We start from the raw sequence: 14,384 nt of genomic DNA, 5'->3' as shown, positions 1-14,384 counted from the left end.
CTGTGACATATGCGGCTCCGCCGCGTGGGCGCGACCGGCCCAGCACGGTCCGCAGACGAACGGGGACGGGGAACAACATGGCAGGCAAGGCGGCGCCGCTGTACCGGAAGGTGGCCGGCGATCTGCGGGCGGCCATCACCGCCGGGGAGTACGGGTCGGGGGCGCGACTGCCCGCCGAGGACGAACTCGCCCGTACCTACGGCGTGTCCAGGGGCACCATCCGCCAGGCGCTCGGCGCGCTGCGGACCGACGGGCTCGTCACCTCGCGGCGCGGGGCGCGGCGGGTGGTGCTCGGCGGGGGCGGGGCGCGGCTGCAGAGCTTCGAGGAGCTGCGGTCGTTCGCGCGCTGGGCGCGCTCGCAGGGCGAGGAGCCCGGCGGCCGGACGGTCGCGGTGGACCCGGGCGAGGCGAACGAGGAGGAGGCGTACCACCTGCGACTCCCGGTCGGGGAGCGGATCTTCCGCGTCCTTCGGGTCCGTACGCTCTCCGGATCCCCGGTGATGGTGGAGCGCACCACCTACCCGGAGCGGGTGGGCGAGCTGGTGGCGGCGATGGACCCGGGCCTCGCCTCGCACGCCGCCGAGCTGGAGGCGCACGGCGTGCTGTTCAGCGACGCCCTGCACACGATCGACGTGGTCCCGGCGGACGCCGCCGACGCGGAGCTGCTCGGCTGCCGGGCCGGTGACGGCCTGCTGCGCGAGCGCCGCCGCTCCACCGACCCGGCGGGCCTGCCGGTGGAGTGGTCCCAGGACCGCTATCTGCCGGGCACGGTGGCGTTCACCGTACGGAACTCGTCGGGGTCCAGGGCGATGGGCAGGAGCCTCAACGGCTCGTGAGGCTCCTGCGCGTCCGTCCGTTGCTGCTCAGCAGCCGTGGTCGACCAGGTCGAAGGTCGCGTAGTGGTCCGAGGTGTAGTAGTCCTCGTCGGTCTGCTGTCCGGTGACGATACGGCGGGCGCCGCGCGTCGGGGAGCCGGGCGTCTTCACGGTGTACTCGTGGTAGTAGCCGCTCGGCTCCGACGGCAGCACGTGCTCGCGGTTGGAGAAGACGACGCCGTCCTGGGAGTACGGGAACGGGCCGCCCTTGTCGATGAGCCGCAGCGTGTCGTACGCCTGCGAGGGCAGGTCGGAGTAGCAGATGCTGCCGACGCTCTGGACGGAGGCGGTGGAGGCGGTGGCCTCAAGCGCGGCCGGGCCGAGGAGCAGGGTGGCGGCGAGGGCCGCGATTCCGCCGAGCGTGCTGATGCGTGGGGGGATTCTCATGCGGTCATGATGACGCGCGTAGACCGGCGGCCGTCAACGTCAACTCCGTTGAATTTCCCACGAGTTAACCTGCGGCACCTGGCCGTAACGGGGGCTTCCGCCGCTCTTTGATCTCATGGGCAGAAATTGGCCATTCTTTCGTTTCGCCGAACTAAATACGTTGCTACTCTCCCGCCATGGACCACACCCTCGCTCCCGACCGCGCCAAGGCGGTCGAAGACCTTCTCACCGTGATGCGCGAACACAGCGGCGTCACCGTGATGTTCCACACCGCGGTCGCCGAAAGGCAAGGCCTGGGCGCCTCCGAAACCAAGACGCTCGATCTGCTGGAACGGTTCGGTCCGCTCACCGCGAAGGAACTGTCCCAGCACACCGGCCTCGCCCCCGCCTCGGTGACCGGCCTCGTCGACCGCCTGGAGGCCAAGGGTTTCGTACGGCGTGCCAAGCACCCCACGGACAAGCGGCGCGTGCTCATCGAGATCCGCTGGGAGAACATCGACGGGCTGAAGCGGTTCTTCGTGGACTGGTCCCATCAGGTGGCCGAATTCTGCGAGGAGTTCACGACGGAGGAGCTGGGGACCGTGGTCCGCTTCCTGGCCGGCAACAGCACGCTCCAGCACGAGGCGGCGGCCCGGCTCGGACCGTAGAGCGGGGCGCGCAGCCGCAGCCGCAGCCGCCGGGAAGTCTCGCGCGCCTCGACCACCCACCGTCCCCACGCCCTCTCACCCCGCCCCGTACACCGCCCCCGGCTCCTCCGCCTCCCCCAGCAGCCGTCGTGCCGTCTCCCCCGCCTCCGCCGGGGTCCAGCGGGCCCCCTTGTCCGCCGTCGGGCCCGGGCGCCAGCCCTCCATGACCGTGATGCGGCCCCCCTCCGCCTCGAAGACCCGGCCCGTCACGCCCTCGCTCGCCGCCGAGCCGAGCCACACCACCAGCGGCGACACGTCCTCGGGCGCGGCCGCGAGCCCGGTGAAGACCTGTTCGGTCATCCGGGTGCGCGCCGCCGGGGCGATCGCGTTGACCTGGACGCCGTACCGCGCGAGCTCCGCCGAGGCCACCAGCGTGAGGCCGACGATCCCGGCCTTGGCCGCCGCGTAGTTCCCCTGGCCCACACTGCCGAGCAGGCCCGCCCCGGAGGTCGTGTGGACGACCCGGGCCACCGGCCGGCGGCCCGCCTTGGACTCGGCGCGCCAGTGCGCCGCCGCTTCCCGCAGCGACAGGAAGTGGCCCTTGAGGTGGACCCGGACGACCGCGTCCCAGTCGTCCTCGTCGAGGTTGACCAGCATCCGGTCGCGCAGGAAGCCCGCGTTACCGACCAGCGTGTCCAGGCGGCCGAAGTGGTCGAGGGCCGCCTCGACGAGGGAGGCCGCGCCCTTCGCCGTCGCGATGTCCCCGCCGTGCGCGACCGCCTCGCCGCCCGCCGCGCGGATCTCGGCGGCGACCAGCTCGGCCGGGCTGCCGGGGGCCGGGGCGCCGTCGAGGCCGACGCCGAGGTCGTTGACGACGACCTTCGCCCCCTCGGCCGCGAACGCCAGGGCGTGCGCGCGGCCGAGCCCCCGCCCCGCCCCGGTCACCACGACGACCCGCCCCGCACTGATGCCCGTCATCTCAACTCCCTTGCTGCTCGGGTGACTTGTTGACCGTGGCCGCGTCCAGGAACGCCGGGCGCTCGCCGCCGCCGTGGACCAGGAGGGAGGCGCCGGTGATGTACGCGGCCCGGGCGGAGGCGAGGAAGACGGCCGCCTCCCCCACCTCGGCGGGCTCGGCGAGCCGCCCGAGCGGCACGGTCCGGGCGACGGCCGCGACGCCCTCCTCGTCGCCGTAGTGCAGCTGCGCCAGCTCGGTGCGGACCATGCCCAGGACCAGCGTGTTGACCCGCACGGCGGGCGCCCACTCCACCGCCATCGAGCGGGCCAGGTTCTCCAGGCCCGCCTTGGCCGCGCCGTACGCGGCGGTGCCCGGCGAGGCGCGCGTCCCGCTGACGCTGCCGATCATCACCACCGAGCCGCCGGACGCCCGCAGATGCGGATACGCGGCGAGCGAGGCGGTGAGCGGCGCGGTGAGGTTGAGCTCCACCACGCGCGCGTGGCGCTCGGCGGACGACTCGCCGAGCAGGCGGTAGGGCGTGCCGCCCGCGTTGTTGACGAGCGCGTCGAGGTGCCCGTACGCGGTCGCGACCGCGTCGAAGAACTCCCGTACGGCGGCGGGTTCGCGCAGGTCGAGCGGGCGGAACTCGGCCTCCCTGCCCGCCGCTTCGACCGGCCGCTCCGGCGGTCTGCGGGCGCAGACCACCACCTCGGCGCCCGCCGCCAGGAACGCCCGCGCGATGCCCGCGCCGACGCCCCGGGTGCCGCCCGTGACGACCGCCGCCTTCCCGGCCAGCTCCATCCGCGCTACCTTCCTCACCTAACAAATGTTTGGTGGAAAGGTAGCTGATCCGCTCATGGGTGTCTCCACCACCGGCCCCGAGAAGGGGATTTCCCTCGTCACGGTCGACTTCCCGCCCGTCAACGCGCTTCCCGTGCACGGCTGGTACGAGCTGGCCGACGCGGTGCGCACGGCCGGGCGCGACCCCGGCATCCGCTGTGTCGTCCTGGCCGCCGAGGGGCGCGGCTTCAACGCCGGGGTCGACATCAAGGAGATGCGGCGCGACCCCGGCCACAGCGCGCTCATCGGCGCCAACCGGGGCTGTTACGAGGCCTTCGCGGCGGTGTACGAGTGCGAGGTGCCGGTGGTCGCGGCGGTGCAGGGGCACTGCCTGGGCGGCGGGATCGGCCTGGTGGGCAACGCCGACGTGGTGGTGGCGAGCGAGGACGCCACCTTCGGGCTGCCCGAGCTGGACCGGGGCGCGCTCGGCGCCGCCACCCATCTGGCCCGGCTGGTCCCCCAGCACCTGATGCGCGCGCTCTACTACACCTCGCGGACGGCCACGGCCCGGGAGCTGCTGGCCCACGGATCGGTGTGGAAGGTGGTGCGACGGGCCGAACTCCTCGACGCCGCACTGGAGTTGGCGCGCGAGATCGCCCGCAAGGACGGCTCGCTGATCCGGCTGGCCAAGGCCGCCATCAACGGCATCGACCCCGTCGACGTCCGCCGCAGCTACCGCTTCGAACAGGGCTTCACCTTCGAGGCCAACCTCAGCGGGGTGGCCGACCGGATCCGCGACACCTTCGGCGAGGAGCCGGGGAAGGGGAAGGAGCGGGCATGACCGACAAGACCATGACGCCCGAGGAGGTCGTCGCGCGGCTGCACAGCGGCATGACCCTCGGCATCGGCGGCTGGGGCTCGCGCCGCAAGCCGATGGCGCTGGTCAGGGCGCTGCTCAGATCATCGGTGACGGATCTGACGCTGATCTCGTACGGCGGCCCGGACGTCGGCCTGCTCGCGGCCGCCGGAAGGATCCGCGAGCTCGTGGCCCCCTTCGCCACCCTCGACTCGATCCCGCTGGAGCCGCACTTCCGCGCGGCGCGCGAGGCGGGGGCGTTCGCGCTGACGGAGATCGACGAGGCGATGTTCATGTGGGGGCTGCACGCGGCCGCCAACCGGCTGCCCTTCCTTCCGGTACGGGCCGGACTCGGCTCGGACGTCATGCGGGTCAACCCGGGGCTGCGGACGGTGACTTCGCCGTACGAGGACGGGGAGACGTTCGTGGCCGTGCCCGCGCTGCGCATGGACGCGGCCCTGGTCCACCTCAACCGCGCCGACCGGCTCGGCAACGCCCAGTACCTGGGCCCCGACCCGTACTTCGACGACCTGTTCTGCGAGGCCGCCGACAGCGCGTACGTCTCCTGCGAGCGGCTCGTCGAGCCGGGCGGCTTCGCGGCCGCCGTCCCGCAGACCCTCCTGGTCGGGCGCCACTCGGTCACGGGAGTCGTCGAGGCGCCGCACGGGGCGCACTTCACGTCGTGCGTACCGGACTACGGACGGGACGAGCCGTTCCAGAAGCTGTACGCGACGACGCCGTGGGCCGATTTCGCCGCGCGGTTCCTGGCGGGGCCGGACGAGAAGAGCTACCAGTCGGCCGTCCAGGCCTGGCACGAGGAGGCCCGGTGACATCCGAGGCTTTGGTGATCAGCCGCGCCGAGTACTGCGTGATCGCCTGCGCCGAGGCGTGGCGCGGCGACGGGGAGGTGCTGGCCAGCCCGATGGGCCTGATCCCGTCGCTCGGCGCACGGCTCGCCCGGCGCACCTTCGCCCCCGACCTGCTGCTCACCGACGGCGAGGCGACGCTGGTCGGGGCGGACGGGGCGGCGGAGGGCTGGCTGCCGTACCGCCGCCATCTGACCATGGTCACCGGGGGCCGACGGCACGTGATGATGGGCGCGAGCCAGCTCGACCGGTTCGGCAACCAGAACATCTCCTGCATCGGCGACTGGGCGGCGCCCACGCGCCAGCTGCTCGGGGTGCGCGGCGCCCCGGTCAACACCCTGAACAACCCGGTGAGTTACTGGATCCCGCGCCACTCCCCCCGGGTGTTCGTGCCCGAGGTCGACATGGTGTGCGGCGTCGGCTACGACCGGGCGGCCGCCGCCGGGGCGCGCTACCACCGCCTCCCCCGGGTCGTCAGCGACCTCGGCGTCCTCGACTTCGCCACGCCGGACCGCACGATGCGGCTGGCGTCGCTGCACCCCGGGGTGACGGTGGAGCAGGTGCGCGCGGCGACGGGCTTCGAGCTGGCGGTGCCGGACGAGGTCCCGTACACCCGGGACCCCACTCCCGGGGAACTGCACCTGATCCGGGAGGTGCTGGACCCGGAGGGGCGACGAGAAGGGGAGGTCCGCAGCTGATGGAGACGGCACTGACCCGGCTGGTGGGGGTGCGGCACCCGATCGTGCAGACCGGGATGGGGTGGGTGGCCGGACCCCGGCTGGTGACGGCCACGGCCCAGGCCGGGGCGCTGGGCATCCTCGCCTCGGCGACGATGACCCTCGACGAGCTGCGCGCGGCGGTACGGGAGGTCACGTCGCGTACGGACGCGCCGTTCGGGGTGAATCTGCGGGCGGACGCGGGGGACGCGCGGGAGCGGGTGCGGATCATCGTGGAGGAGGGGGTACGGGTGGCGTCCTTCGCGCTCGCCCCCTCGCGGGAGCTGATCGCCACGCTCAAGGACGCGGGCGTGGTGGTCGTGCCGTCCGTCGGGGCGCGGCGGCACGCCGAGAAGGTGGCGGCGTGGGGCGCGGACGCGGTGATCGTGCAGGGCGGGGAGGGCGGCGGGCACACCGGCGAGGTGGCGACGACGGTCCTGCTGCCGCAGGTCGTGGACGCGGTGGACATCCCGGTGGTGGCGGCCGGGGGCTTCCACGACGGGCGCGGGCTCGTGGCGGCGCTGGCGTACGGGGCGGCGGGGGTCGCGATGGGCACGCGGTTCCTGCTCACGTCGGACTCTCCGGTGCCGGACGCGGTGAAGGCGCGGTATCTGGCGGCGGGGGTTTCCGATGTGACGGTGACGCGGGCGGTGGACGGCTTGCCGCACCGTCTGCTGCGGACGGAGCTGATCGCCTCGCTCGAACGGTCCGGTCGGATACGTTCCCTGACCTCGGCGGTACGCCACGCGGCGGCGTTCCGCGCGCTGTCGGGTTCGTCGTGGTCCCGCCTCGTGGCGGACGGCCGCGCGCTGCGCCACGGCAAGGACTTGAGCTGGAGTCAGGTCCTGCTGGCGGCCAATACGCCGATGCTGCTGCGGGCGTCGATGGTGGAGGGGCGGGTGGAGGCGGGGGTGATGGCGTCGGGGCAGGTGGCGGGGGTGATCTCGGATCTGCCGAGTGTGGGGGAGCTGGTGGGGAGGGTGATGTCGGAGGCGGAGGCAACGGTGTCGCGTCTCGGGGGTTTCGGCCCCACCCCGCCCCTTCCCTAAACCCTCCGGGGGAGAGGGGGCGAAAGGTGGTCTCCCGGGGGCTACGCCCCCGGACCCCGTTCGTCTGCGGACCGGCTGTGGCTGGTCGCGCAGTTCCCCGCGCCCCTGACCACCTAGGGGCGCGGGGAACTGCGCGAGCAACCCAGCACGGTCCGCAGACGAACGGGGTCTGGGGGCGAAGCCCCCAGCAGCCCACCCCGACCCCCACCCGGCCGCCCGCCAGAGGGCTTTCGGGAAGGGGCGGGGTGGGGATCAATCCGGCTACGCCGGGGCGTTGCGGCGGCCACCCGCCTGCGGGCGGCCGCGGCGCGCGCCGCCGCCCTGGGCGCGGGCGCCCTGCGGCTGGGCCGCACCCCGGGCAGAGCCCTGGGACTGGCCGCCGCGGCCACCCTGCGCGGAGCCCTGGCCCGTGCGGCCGGACCGGGCCGCTCCCGAGCGCGCGCCCCGGCTCCGGGTGCGCGCACCCGACGGCGGCGTCGGCGCGGGAACCTCGATCACGACCGGCACACCCGACGGCTCGCGCGCCCCCGTGACCCGTACCAGCTCCTCGTCGCTCGACTTCACCGCCGCCGTCCGGGGACGGATCCCCGCGAACGTCATCAGGCGGCTCATCTCCCGCTTCTGCTCGGGCAGGACCAGCGTCACGACGCTGCCCGACTCGCCCGCGCGGGCGGTGCGGCCGCCCCGGTGGAGGTAGTCCTTGTGGTCCGTCGGCGGGTCGACGTTGACGACCAGGTCGAGGTCGTCGACGTGGATGCCGCGCGCCGCCACGTTCGTCGCGATGAGCGCGGTGACCTGGCCGTTCTTGAACTGCTCAAGGGTGCGGTTGCGCTGCGGCTGGGAGCGGCCGCCGTGCAGGCCCGCCGCCCGTACACCGCTCGCGAGCAGCCGCTTGACCAGCCGGTCCACCGCACGCTTGGTGTCCAGGAACATGATCACCCGGCCGTCGCGCGCGGCGATCCGCGCGGTGACGGCCTTCTTGTCGGTCTCGTCCTGGATGTAGAGGACGTGGTGCTCCATCGTCGTCACGGCGCCCGCCGACGGGTCCACCGAGTGCACGACCGGGTCCGTGAGGAACATCCGCACCAGGCGGTCGATGTTCTTGTCCAGGGTGGCGGAGAACAGCATCCGCTGACCGCCCGGCTCGACCTGCTTCAGCAGCGCCGTGACCTGCGGCATGAACCCCATGTCGGCCATCTGGTCGGCCTCGTCGAGGACCGTGATCCGCACCTGGCCGAGCACGCAGTCCCCGCGCTCTATGAGGTCCTTGAGGCGGCCGGGCGTCGCCACGAGCACCTCGGCGCCGCGCCGCAGCGCGTTCGCCTGCTTGGTGAGCGAGAGCCCGCCGACGACCGTGGTCAGGCGCAGGTTGACGGCCGTGGCGTACGGCGTCAGCGCGTCGGTGACCTGCTGGGCCAGCTCACGCGTCGGTACGAGCACGAGGGCGAGCGGCGCCTTCGGCTCGGCGCGGTGGCCGGCCGTACGGGCCAGGAGCGCGAGGCCGAAGGCGAGGGTCTTGCCCGAGCCGGTGCGGCCGCGGCCGAGGATGTCGCGGCCCGCGAGGGAGTTCGGCAGGGTCGCGGCCTGGATCGGGAACGGCTCGGTCACGCCCTGCGCGGCCAGCGTCTTGAGGAGCGCCGCGGGCATGTCGAGGTCGGCGAAAGCCGCCACCGAGGGGAGCGCGGGCGTGACCGTTTCCGGCAGCGTGAATTCACCCTGCGGCTGCACGGTCCGGCCGCGCGCGGACTTCGCGGCGGGCTTGGCGGAGCTGGAGGTGGAGCGCTTGCGGGGGGTCATACGCGTCATACGGAAATTGCCTTCCTGGGCCCGGGGGACGGACAGCACGCAAGCCGGGACCCGCACCTGCGCGGTGCGGGCCCCGGCTCGGAATTCGCCGTGATCAGGCGGGGAGGATGTTCTCCGCCTGCAGGCCCTTCTGGCCCTGGGTGACCTCGAAGGAGACCTTCTGGCCCTCAAGGAGCTCACGGAAGCCGGAGGAGGCGATGTTCGAGTAGTGGGCGAAGACGTCCGGGCCGCCGCCGTCCTGCTCGATGAAGCCGAAGCCCTTTTCCGAGTTGAACCACTTCACGGTGCCAGTAGCCATGTCATTCTCCTGAATAGGTAGGGGCCCCATCCGGAGAAAGCCGGAAAAACAATAATGCGCCTGAGGAACATTCCCGTCAGGCGCACATAAAGTCTATGGGTACCAAAACTGCAACGCGGAAACTGTACCACGTCGCCGGGCCGGGGGCAGGTGCGGCCGTGTGGGCCGCACCACTCCCCCGCACCACTCCCCCGCACCGCTCCCGCCCTGCTCACAGCCGTTCGATCACCGTCACGTTCGCCTGGCCGCCGCCCTCGCACATCGTCTGGAGGCCGTAGCGCCCGCCCGTGCGCTCCAGCTCGTGCAGCAGCGTCGTCATCAGCCGTACGCCGGTGGCCCCCAAAGGGTGACCAAGGGCGATGGCTCCGCCGTTGACGTTGACCTTCGCCGGGTCCGCGCCGGTCTCCTTCAGCCAGGCGAGCACCACCGGCGCGAAGGCCTCGTTGATCTCCACCAGGTCGATCGCGTCGATCGTCAGGCCCGTCTTCTTCAGCGCGTACGCCGTCGCCGGGATCGGCGCCGAGAGCATCCGGATGGGGTCCTCGCCGCGTACCGAGAGGTGGTGGATCCGGGCGCGCGGGGTGAGCCCGTGCTCCCGTACGGCCCGCTCGCTCGCCAGGAGCATCGCGGCCGCGCCGTCCGAGACCTGGGAGGAGCACGCGGCGGTGATCGTGCCGCCCTCGACGACCGGCTTCAGGGCGGCCATCTTCTCCGGGCTCGTGTCGCGGCGCGGCCCCTCGTCGACGCGCACGTCCCCGTACGGCACGGTCTCGCGTACGAAACGGCCCTCGTCGGCCGCCCGGATCGCGCGCCGGTGCGAGCGGAGCGCGAACTCCTCCTGGTCCTCGCGGCCGATCCCCCACGTGCGCGCGATGAGCTCGGCGCCGTGGAACTGGTCGACCGGCTGGTCCCCGTACCGCGCGCGCCAGCCAGCCGAGCCGGCGAACGGGCCCTCGGTCAGGCCGAGCGGCTCGGCCGCCTGCCGGGAGGCGAAGGCGATCGGGATCATCGACATGTTCTGGGTGCCGCCCGCGACCACCAGGTCCTGGGTGCCGGAGAGCACGGCTTGGGCGGCGAAGTGCACGGCCTGCTGGGAGGAGCCGCACTGGCGGTCGACGGTGACGCCCGGCACCTCCTGCGGCAGCCCGGCCGCCAGCCACGCCGTCCGCGCGATGTCCCCGGCCTGCGGCCCGACCGCGTCGAGGCAGCCGAAGACGACGTCCTCGACGGCGGCCGGGTCGATCCCGGAGCGCTCGACGAGCGCGCCGAGCACATGCGCCCCCAGGTCCGCCGGATGCACGCCCGCGAGCCCGCCCCCGCGCCGCCCCACCGGAGTGCGCACCGCTTCGACTATGAATGCCTCGGCCATTCCCGACTCCCTTCCCGACTCCCTTGACGTACCGGCGAATTACTCGCGTACGGCGATTCCGTCCAGCACCATCGACAGGTACTGGCGGGCGATCTCCTCCGGGCTGTGCTGTCCGCCGGGCCGGTACCAGGACGCGGCCACCCACACCGTGTCGCGGACGAACCGGTAGGTGAGCCGGACGTCCAGGTCCGCCCGGAACGCCTTCGCCTCGACCCCGCGCTCCAGGGTCCCCAGCCAGGCCTGTTCGAACTTGCGCTGCGAGTCGGCGAGGTAGCCGAAGCGCGGCAGCTCGGTGAGGTGCCGGGACTCCTTCTGGTAGATCGCGACGGCGGCCCGGTGCCGGTCGATCTCCCGGAAGGACTCGGTGACCAGGGCCTCGATGGTCTCGCGCGGCCCGAGCCCGGCCGCGAGCACCGCGTCGTACCCCTCCCACAGCTCGGTCAGGAAGGTGGAGAGGATCTCGTCGAGCATCGATTCCTTGGAATCGAAGTGGTAGTAGAGGCTGCCCGCGAGCATGCCGGCCTCGTCGGCGATCCTGCGGACGGTGGTGGCGTTGTAGCCCTGGGCGGCGAACACCTCGGCCGCGGTGGCGAGGAGTTCTCCGCGCCGCTCGGGCACGGCGGTCACCTGCTGCTTCTTGTTCTTCGGCACGGGTCCATTGTGGTCCTGGTGGTGGTCCTGGGCGGCGCTAGGGATGTTGACTGCTGACGGCTACGACTTCGCCGGTCATGTACGAGGAGTAGTCGCTGGCCAGGAAGACGATCACGTTGGCGACCTCCCACGGCTCGGCGTACCGCCCGAAGGCCTCCCGCGCGGCGAGCTCGTCGAGGAGCTCGGCCGAGGTGACCTTGGCGAGGTGGGGGTGCATGGCGAGGGAGGGCGAGACCGCGTTGACCCGCACGCCGTGGGCGGCCGCCTCGATCGCCGCGCAGCGGGTGAGCGCCATGACGCCCGCCTTGGCGGCGGCGTAGTGGGCCTGCCCGGCCTGGGCGCGCCAGCCGACGACGGACGCGTTGTTGACGATCACGCCGCCGAGGCCCGCGGCCCGGTAGGCGCGCAGGGCCGCCCTGGTGCACCGGAAGGTGCCGTTGAGGGTGACGTCGAGGACCCGGTCCCACTGCTCGTCGCTCATGTCGGCCAGCTCGGCCGTGCCGCCGAGGCCCGCGTTGTTGACGACGACGTCGAGGCGGCCGTGCAGCCGCACCGCCTCGTCGAACAGCGCGCGCACCTGCGCGTCGTCGGTGACGTCACAGGGCAGCGCGGCCACCGCGTCGGCACCGAACTCGGCCGCGAGCGCCTCCTCGGTCTCCTTGAGCCTGCGTACGTGCGCGTCGCCGACCAGCACCCGCGCGCCCTCCTCCAGGAACCTGCGGGCGGTCGCGCCGCCGATCCCGGCCCCGGCGGCGGCGGTGACGACGGCGGTGCGGCCGTCGAGGAGGCCGTGCCCGGGCACGTACGGAACCTTGTTGTCGGTCACGTCCGCAGGCTAACCTACCAAACACTTGTTAGGGAACGGTCGCGAAGGGGCGGGCCCCGCAATGGACTTGGACCACACGGCCGAGGAGGACGCCTTCCGCGCCGAGGCGCGCGAGTGGCTCGCGGACCATGTGCCGGCCGCGCCGCTCCCCTCCCTGGAGACGGCGGAGGGCTTCGCCGCGCACCGGGAGTGGGAGGCCGAGCTGTACGCCGGGCGGTGGTCGGCCGTCTCCTGGCCCGAGCGGTTCGGGGGCCGGGGCGCCGACATCTTCGGGTGGCTGGCCTTCGAGGAGGAGTACTGGGCGGCGGGCGCGCCCGGCCGGGTCTCCCAGAACGGCGTCAGCCTGCTCGCGCCGACGCTCTTCGACCACGGTACGGAGGAGCAGCGCGCCCGGGTGCTGCCGGACATGGCGAGCGGGGCGGTGGTGTGGGCGCAGGCCTGGTCGGAGCCGGAGGCGGGGTCGGACCTGGCGTCGCTGCGGTCGCGGGCCGTGCGCACGGACGGGGGCTGGCTGCTCTCGGGGCAGAAGACGTGGTCGTCACGGGCCGCGTTCGCCGACCGCGCCTTCGGCATCTTCCGTACGGACCCGGCGGCGCCCCGGCCCCACCAGGGCCTGACGTATCTGATGTTCGACCTGCGGGCCCCCGGCGTGACCGTCCGCCCGATCGGCCGCCTCGACGGCAGACCGGCGTTCGCGGAGCTGTTCCTGGACGAGGTGTTCGTCCCCGACGAGGACGTCATCGGGGAGCCGGGGCAGGGCTGGCGCATCGCGATGTCGACGACCGGCAACGAGCGCGGGCTGACCCTGCGCTCCCCCGGCCGCTTCCTGGCCGCCGCCGACCGGCTCGTACGACTGTGGCGCGAGCGCGGCGCAGACCGGGGGGCGCGCGACCGGGTGGCGGACGCGGTGATCGGGGCGCGGGCCTACCAGCTGTTCACCTACGCGGGCGCGTCCCGCTTCGCGGCGGGCGGGGAGACGGGCGCGGAGTCGAGCCTGAACAAGCTGTTCTGGTCGCAGTACGACATCGCACTGCACGAGACGGCACTGGAACTGCTGGGCGCGGAGGGCGAGTTGGCGGAGCTGTCCGGCGGCTGGGCGGAGGGATACGTCTTCGCGCTCGCCGGGCCCGTGTACGCCGGTACGAACGAGATCCAGCGCGACATCGTCGCCGAGCGCCTGCTCGGCCTCCCGAAGGGCCGCCGATGAGGTTCCTGCCGACCGCCGAGCAGCGCGACTTCACCCGCTCCCTGGACGCTCTCCTGACCGCCTCGGACACCCCGACTGCCGTACGGTCCTGGTCGGCCGGGGACCACGGGCCGGGCCGGGCGCTGTGGGCGCGGCTCGCCGACGCGGGGGTGTTCGCGCTGGCGGCACCGGAGGCGCAGGACGGGATGGGCCGCCTGCCGGTGGAACTCGCCCTGGCCTACCGCGAGTTGGGACACCACGCGGTGCCGGGCCCGCTGGTGGAGACGGCGGCGGCGACGGCCCTGCTCTCCCACTTGGCGGACGCCGGCGACCCCGCCCCGGCCAAGCGCCTGCTGCCGGGCCTGCTGACGGGCGAGACCGTGGTCACGCTGGGGGTGCCGGAGGGCGGGGGGTACGTGCTGGATGCGGAGGGGGCGGATGTGCTGCTGGTGGTGACGGCCGCAGAGGGGGATGGGCCCGAGCTGCGGCTCGCCCCCGGCCACGGGCCCGTCCACCGCTCCCTCGACCCCGCGCGGCGGCTCGCCCGCCCCGATCCCGGTGGGGAACTCCTCGCCGCCGGGCCGCTGTTGGCCGAGGCGGTCGGGTGCGCCGTCCGCTGGGCGCGGCTCGCGGCGGCCGCGCAGGCGGTCGGGGTGGCGGAGGAGCTGCTGCGCCGGACGGTCGCGTACGTCAAGCAGCGCACCCAGTTCGGGGTGCCGATCGGCTCGTTCCAGGCGGTCAAGCACCGGCTCGCGGACACGCTGCTCGCGGTGGAGTTCGCGCGGCCGCTGGTGTACGGGGCGGCGCTCACCCTCGCCCCGGGCGACCTCGCGGCGGCGAAGGCGGCGGCGGGCGAGGCCGCGTACACGGCGGCCCGGGCCGCGCTCCAGCTCCACGGCGCGATCGGCTACACCGAGGAGCTGGACCTCTCCCTCTGGCTCCGCAAGGCCCGACCGCTACGGGACGCCTGGGGCACACCGGCGGAGTGCAGGGCGGAGGTGCTGGGGGCTTACTCCTAGCAGCCCCGTTCGCCTGCGGGTCGGTGGGGGCTGGTCGCGCAGTTCCCCGCGCCCCTTATAGGCCCGGTGTTCGTCTGCGGGCTGTGGTGGGTTGCTCGTGCAGTTCCCCGCGCCCC

At 73.5% G+C, this 14,384-nt stretch carries 16 protein-coding genes; 8 read left to right on the top strand and 8 right to left on the bottom strand.

What is annotated here, in order from left to right; translation table 11 throughout:
* Positions 1-77 precede the first annotated feature (77 nt).
* On the top strand, positions 78-836 hold the full coding sequence (locus tag QIY60_RS21560; protein ID WP_283143906.1) for a GntR family transcriptional regulator: 759 nt from the start codon (positions 78-80) through the stop codon (positions 834-836).
* A gap of 27 nt (positions 837-863) precedes the next feature.
* Here QIY60_RS21560 and QIY60_RS21555 read toward each other — a convergent pair whose 3' ends face one another.
* A complete protein-coding gene (locus QIY60_RS21555) occupies positions 864-1,262 on the bottom strand; it encodes a ribonuclease domain-containing protein (RefSeq protein WP_283143905.1) in 399 nt (132 codons plus the stop codon).
* 176 nt (positions 1,263-1,438) lie between these two features.
* Here QIY60_RS21555 and QIY60_RS21550 point away from each other — a divergent pair, with 176 nt between their 5' ends.
* A complete protein-coding gene (locus tag QIY60_RS21550; RefSeq protein WP_283143904.1) occupies positions 1,439-1,909 on the top strand; it encodes a MarR family transcriptional regulator in 471 nt (156 codons plus the stop codon).
* Between the two features lie 75 nt (positions 1,910-1,984).
* Here QIY60_RS21550 and QIY60_RS21545 read toward each other — a convergent pair whose 3' ends face one another.
* Together QIY60_RS21545 and QIY60_RS21540 are read right to left on the bottom strand one after the other, a co-directional pair.
* Positions 1,985-2,866: an SDR family oxidoreductase gene (locus QIY60_RS21545; RefSeq protein ID WP_283143903.1), complete on the bottom strand. Its 882-nt coding sequence runs from the start codon at positions 2,864-2,866 to the stop codon at positions 1,985-1,987.
* Between the two features lies 1 nt (position 2,867).
* Positions 2,868-3,647 (bottom strand): SDR family oxidoreductase, encoded by a 780-nt coding sequence (locus QIY60_RS21540; RefSeq protein ID WP_283146027.1) that lies wholly within the window; start codon positions 3,645-3,647, stop codon positions 2,868-2,870.
* Between the two features lie 55 nt (positions 3,648-3,702).
* On the opposite strand from QIY60_RS21540, the gene QIY60_RS21535 reads away from it, so the two are divergent.
* Genes QIY60_RS21535 through QIY60_RS21520 form a run of 4 tightly spaced genes read left to right on the top strand, consistent with a single transcriptional unit; the run spans position 3,703 to position 7,113 of the window.
* Complete coding sequence (locus tag QIY60_RS21535; protein WP_283143902.1) at positions 3,703-4,467, top strand: enoyl-CoA hydratase family protein; 765 nt, start codon at positions 3,703-3,705, stop codon at positions 4,465-4,467.
* On the top strand, positions 4,464-5,312 hold the full coding sequence (locus QIY60_RS21530; protein ID WP_283143901.1) for a CoA-transferase: 849 nt from the start codon (positions 4,464-4,466) through the stop codon (positions 5,310-5,312). Before QIY60_RS21535 ends, QIY60_RS21530 begins: the two co-directional genes overlap by 4 nt.
* Positions 5,309-6,046, top strand: coding sequence for a CoA-transferase (locus tag QIY60_RS21525; RefSeq protein WP_283143900.1), 738 nt, complete (start codon positions 5,309-5,311; stop codon positions 6,044-6,046). The genes QIY60_RS21530 and QIY60_RS21525 overlap by 4 nt, the downstream gene beginning before the upstream one ends.
* A complete protein-coding gene (locus QIY60_RS21520; protein ID WP_283143899.1) occupies positions 6,046-7,113 on the top strand; it encodes a nitronate monooxygenase in 1,068 nt (355 codons plus the stop codon). Before QIY60_RS21525 ends, QIY60_RS21520 begins: the two co-directional genes overlap by 1 nt.
* Before the next feature lie 261 nt (positions 7,114-7,374).
* On the opposite strand, the gene QIY60_RS21515 is transcribed toward QIY60_RS21520, so the two are convergent.
* The 5 genes from QIY60_RS21515 to QIY60_RS21495 all read right to left on the bottom strand — a co-directional run bounded on the left by QIY60_RS21515 (position 7,375) and on the right by QIY60_RS21495 (position 12,063).
* Positions 7,375-8,919 (bottom strand): DEAD/DEAH box helicase, encoded by a 1,545-nt coding sequence (locus QIY60_RS21515; RefSeq protein WP_283143898.1) that lies wholly within the window; start codon positions 8,917-8,919, stop codon positions 7,375-7,377.
* Between the two features lie 94 nt (positions 8,920-9,013).
* Positions 9,014-9,217: a cold-shock protein gene (locus tag QIY60_RS21510; RefSeq protein ID WP_053727847.1), complete on the bottom strand. Its 204-nt coding sequence runs from the start codon at positions 9,215-9,217 to the stop codon at positions 9,014-9,016.
* Positions 9,218-9,428: 211 nt separating this feature from the next.
* The gene (locus QIY60_RS21505; protein ID WP_283143897.1) at positions 9,429-10,586 is read right to left on the bottom strand and encodes an acetyl-CoA C-acetyltransferase; all 1,158 of its coding nucleotides are present in this window, start codon (positions 10,584-10,586) and stop codon (positions 9,429-9,431) included.
* A 39-nt stretch (positions 10,587-10,625) separates the two neighbouring features.
* On the bottom strand, positions 10,626-11,237 hold the full coding sequence (locus QIY60_RS21500; RefSeq protein ID WP_266978572.1) for a TetR/AcrR family transcriptional regulator: 612 nt from the start codon (positions 11,235-11,237) through the stop codon (positions 10,626-10,628).
* 37 nt (positions 11,238-11,274) lie between these two features.
* Entirely contained in the window at positions 11,275-12,063 is a 789-nt protein-coding gene (locus tag QIY60_RS21495; RefSeq protein ID WP_283143896.1) for an SDR family oxidoreductase, read from the bottom strand.
* A 61-nt stretch (positions 12,064-12,124) separates the two neighbouring features.
* Between QIY60_RS21495 and QIY60_RS21490 the strand changes: the two genes are divergently transcribed.
* Positions 12,125-13,270: an acyl-CoA dehydrogenase family protein gene (locus tag QIY60_RS21490; protein WP_283143895.1), complete on the top strand. Its 1,146-nt coding sequence runs from the start codon at positions 12,125-12,127 to the stop codon at positions 13,268-13,270.
* Positions 13,267-14,268 carry an acyl-CoA dehydrogenase family protein gene (locus QIY60_RS21485; protein ID WP_283143894.1) on the top strand — a complete coding sequence of 334 codons (1,002 nt, stop codon included), beginning with the start codon at positions 13,267-13,269 and terminating at the stop codon, positions 14,266-14,268. The genes QIY60_RS21490 and QIY60_RS21485 overlap by 4 nt, the downstream gene beginning before the upstream one ends.
* Positions 14,269-14,384 lie beyond the last annotated feature (116 nt).

Source organism: Streptomyces sp. BPTC-684, from assembly GCF_030028635.1.
Classification (GTDB): Bacteria; Actinomycetota; Actinomycetes; order Streptomycetales; family Streptomycetaceae; genus Streptomyces; species Streptomyces noboritoensis.
This window is presented reverse-complemented; position numbering and strand designations above follow the sequence as displayed.

Coding starts and splice junctions, on each gene's coding strand:
- QIY60_RS21560 (WP_283143906.1), top strand. CDS start 78: ATGGCAGGCAAGGCGGCGCCGCTGTACCGGAAGGTGGCCGGCGATCTG.
- QIY60_RS21555 (WP_283143905.1), bottom strand. CDS start 1,262: ATGAGAATCCCCCCACGCATCAGCACGCTCGGCGGAATCGCGGCCCTC.
- QIY60_RS21550 (WP_283143904.1), top strand. CDS start 1,439: ATGGACCACACCCTCGCTCCCGACCGCGCCAAGGCGGTCGAAGACCTT.
- QIY60_RS21545 (WP_283143903.1), bottom strand. CDS start 2,866: ATGACGGGCATCAGTGCGGGGCGGGTCGTCGTGGTGACCGGGGCGGGG.
- QIY60_RS21540 (WP_283146027.1), bottom strand. CDS start 3,647: ATGGAGCTGGCCGGGAAGGCGGCGGTCGTCACGGGCGGCACCCGGGGC.
- QIY60_RS21535 (WP_283143902.1), top strand. CDS start 3,703: ATGGGTGTCTCCACCACCGGCCCCGAGAAGGGGATTTCCCTCGTCACG.
- QIY60_RS21530 (WP_283143901.1), top strand. CDS start 4,464: ATGACCGACAAGACCATGACGCCCGAGGAGGTCGTCGCGCGGCTGCAC.
- QIY60_RS21520 (WP_283143899.1), top strand. CDS start 6,046: ATGGAGACGGCACTGACCCGGCTGGTGGGGGTGCGGCACCCGATCGTG.
- QIY60_RS21515 (WP_283143898.1), bottom strand. CDS start 8,919: ATGACGCGTATGACCCCCCGCAAGCGCTCCACCTCCAGCTCCGCCAAG.
- QIY60_RS21510 (WP_053727847.1), bottom strand. CDS start 9,217: ATGGCTACTGGCACCGTGAAGTGGTTCAACTCGGAAAAGGGCTTCGGC.
- QIY60_RS21505 (WP_283143897.1), bottom strand. CDS start 10,586: ATGGCCGAGGCATTCATAGTCGAAGCGGTGCGCACTCCGGTGGGGCGG.
- QIY60_RS21490 (WP_283143895.1), top strand. CDS start 12,125: ATGGACTTGGACCACACGGCCGAGGAGGACGCCTTCCGCGCCGAGGCG.
- QIY60_RS21485 (WP_283143894.1), top strand. CDS start 13,267: ATGAGGTTCCTGCCGACCGCCGAGCAGCGCGACTTCACCCGCTCCCTG.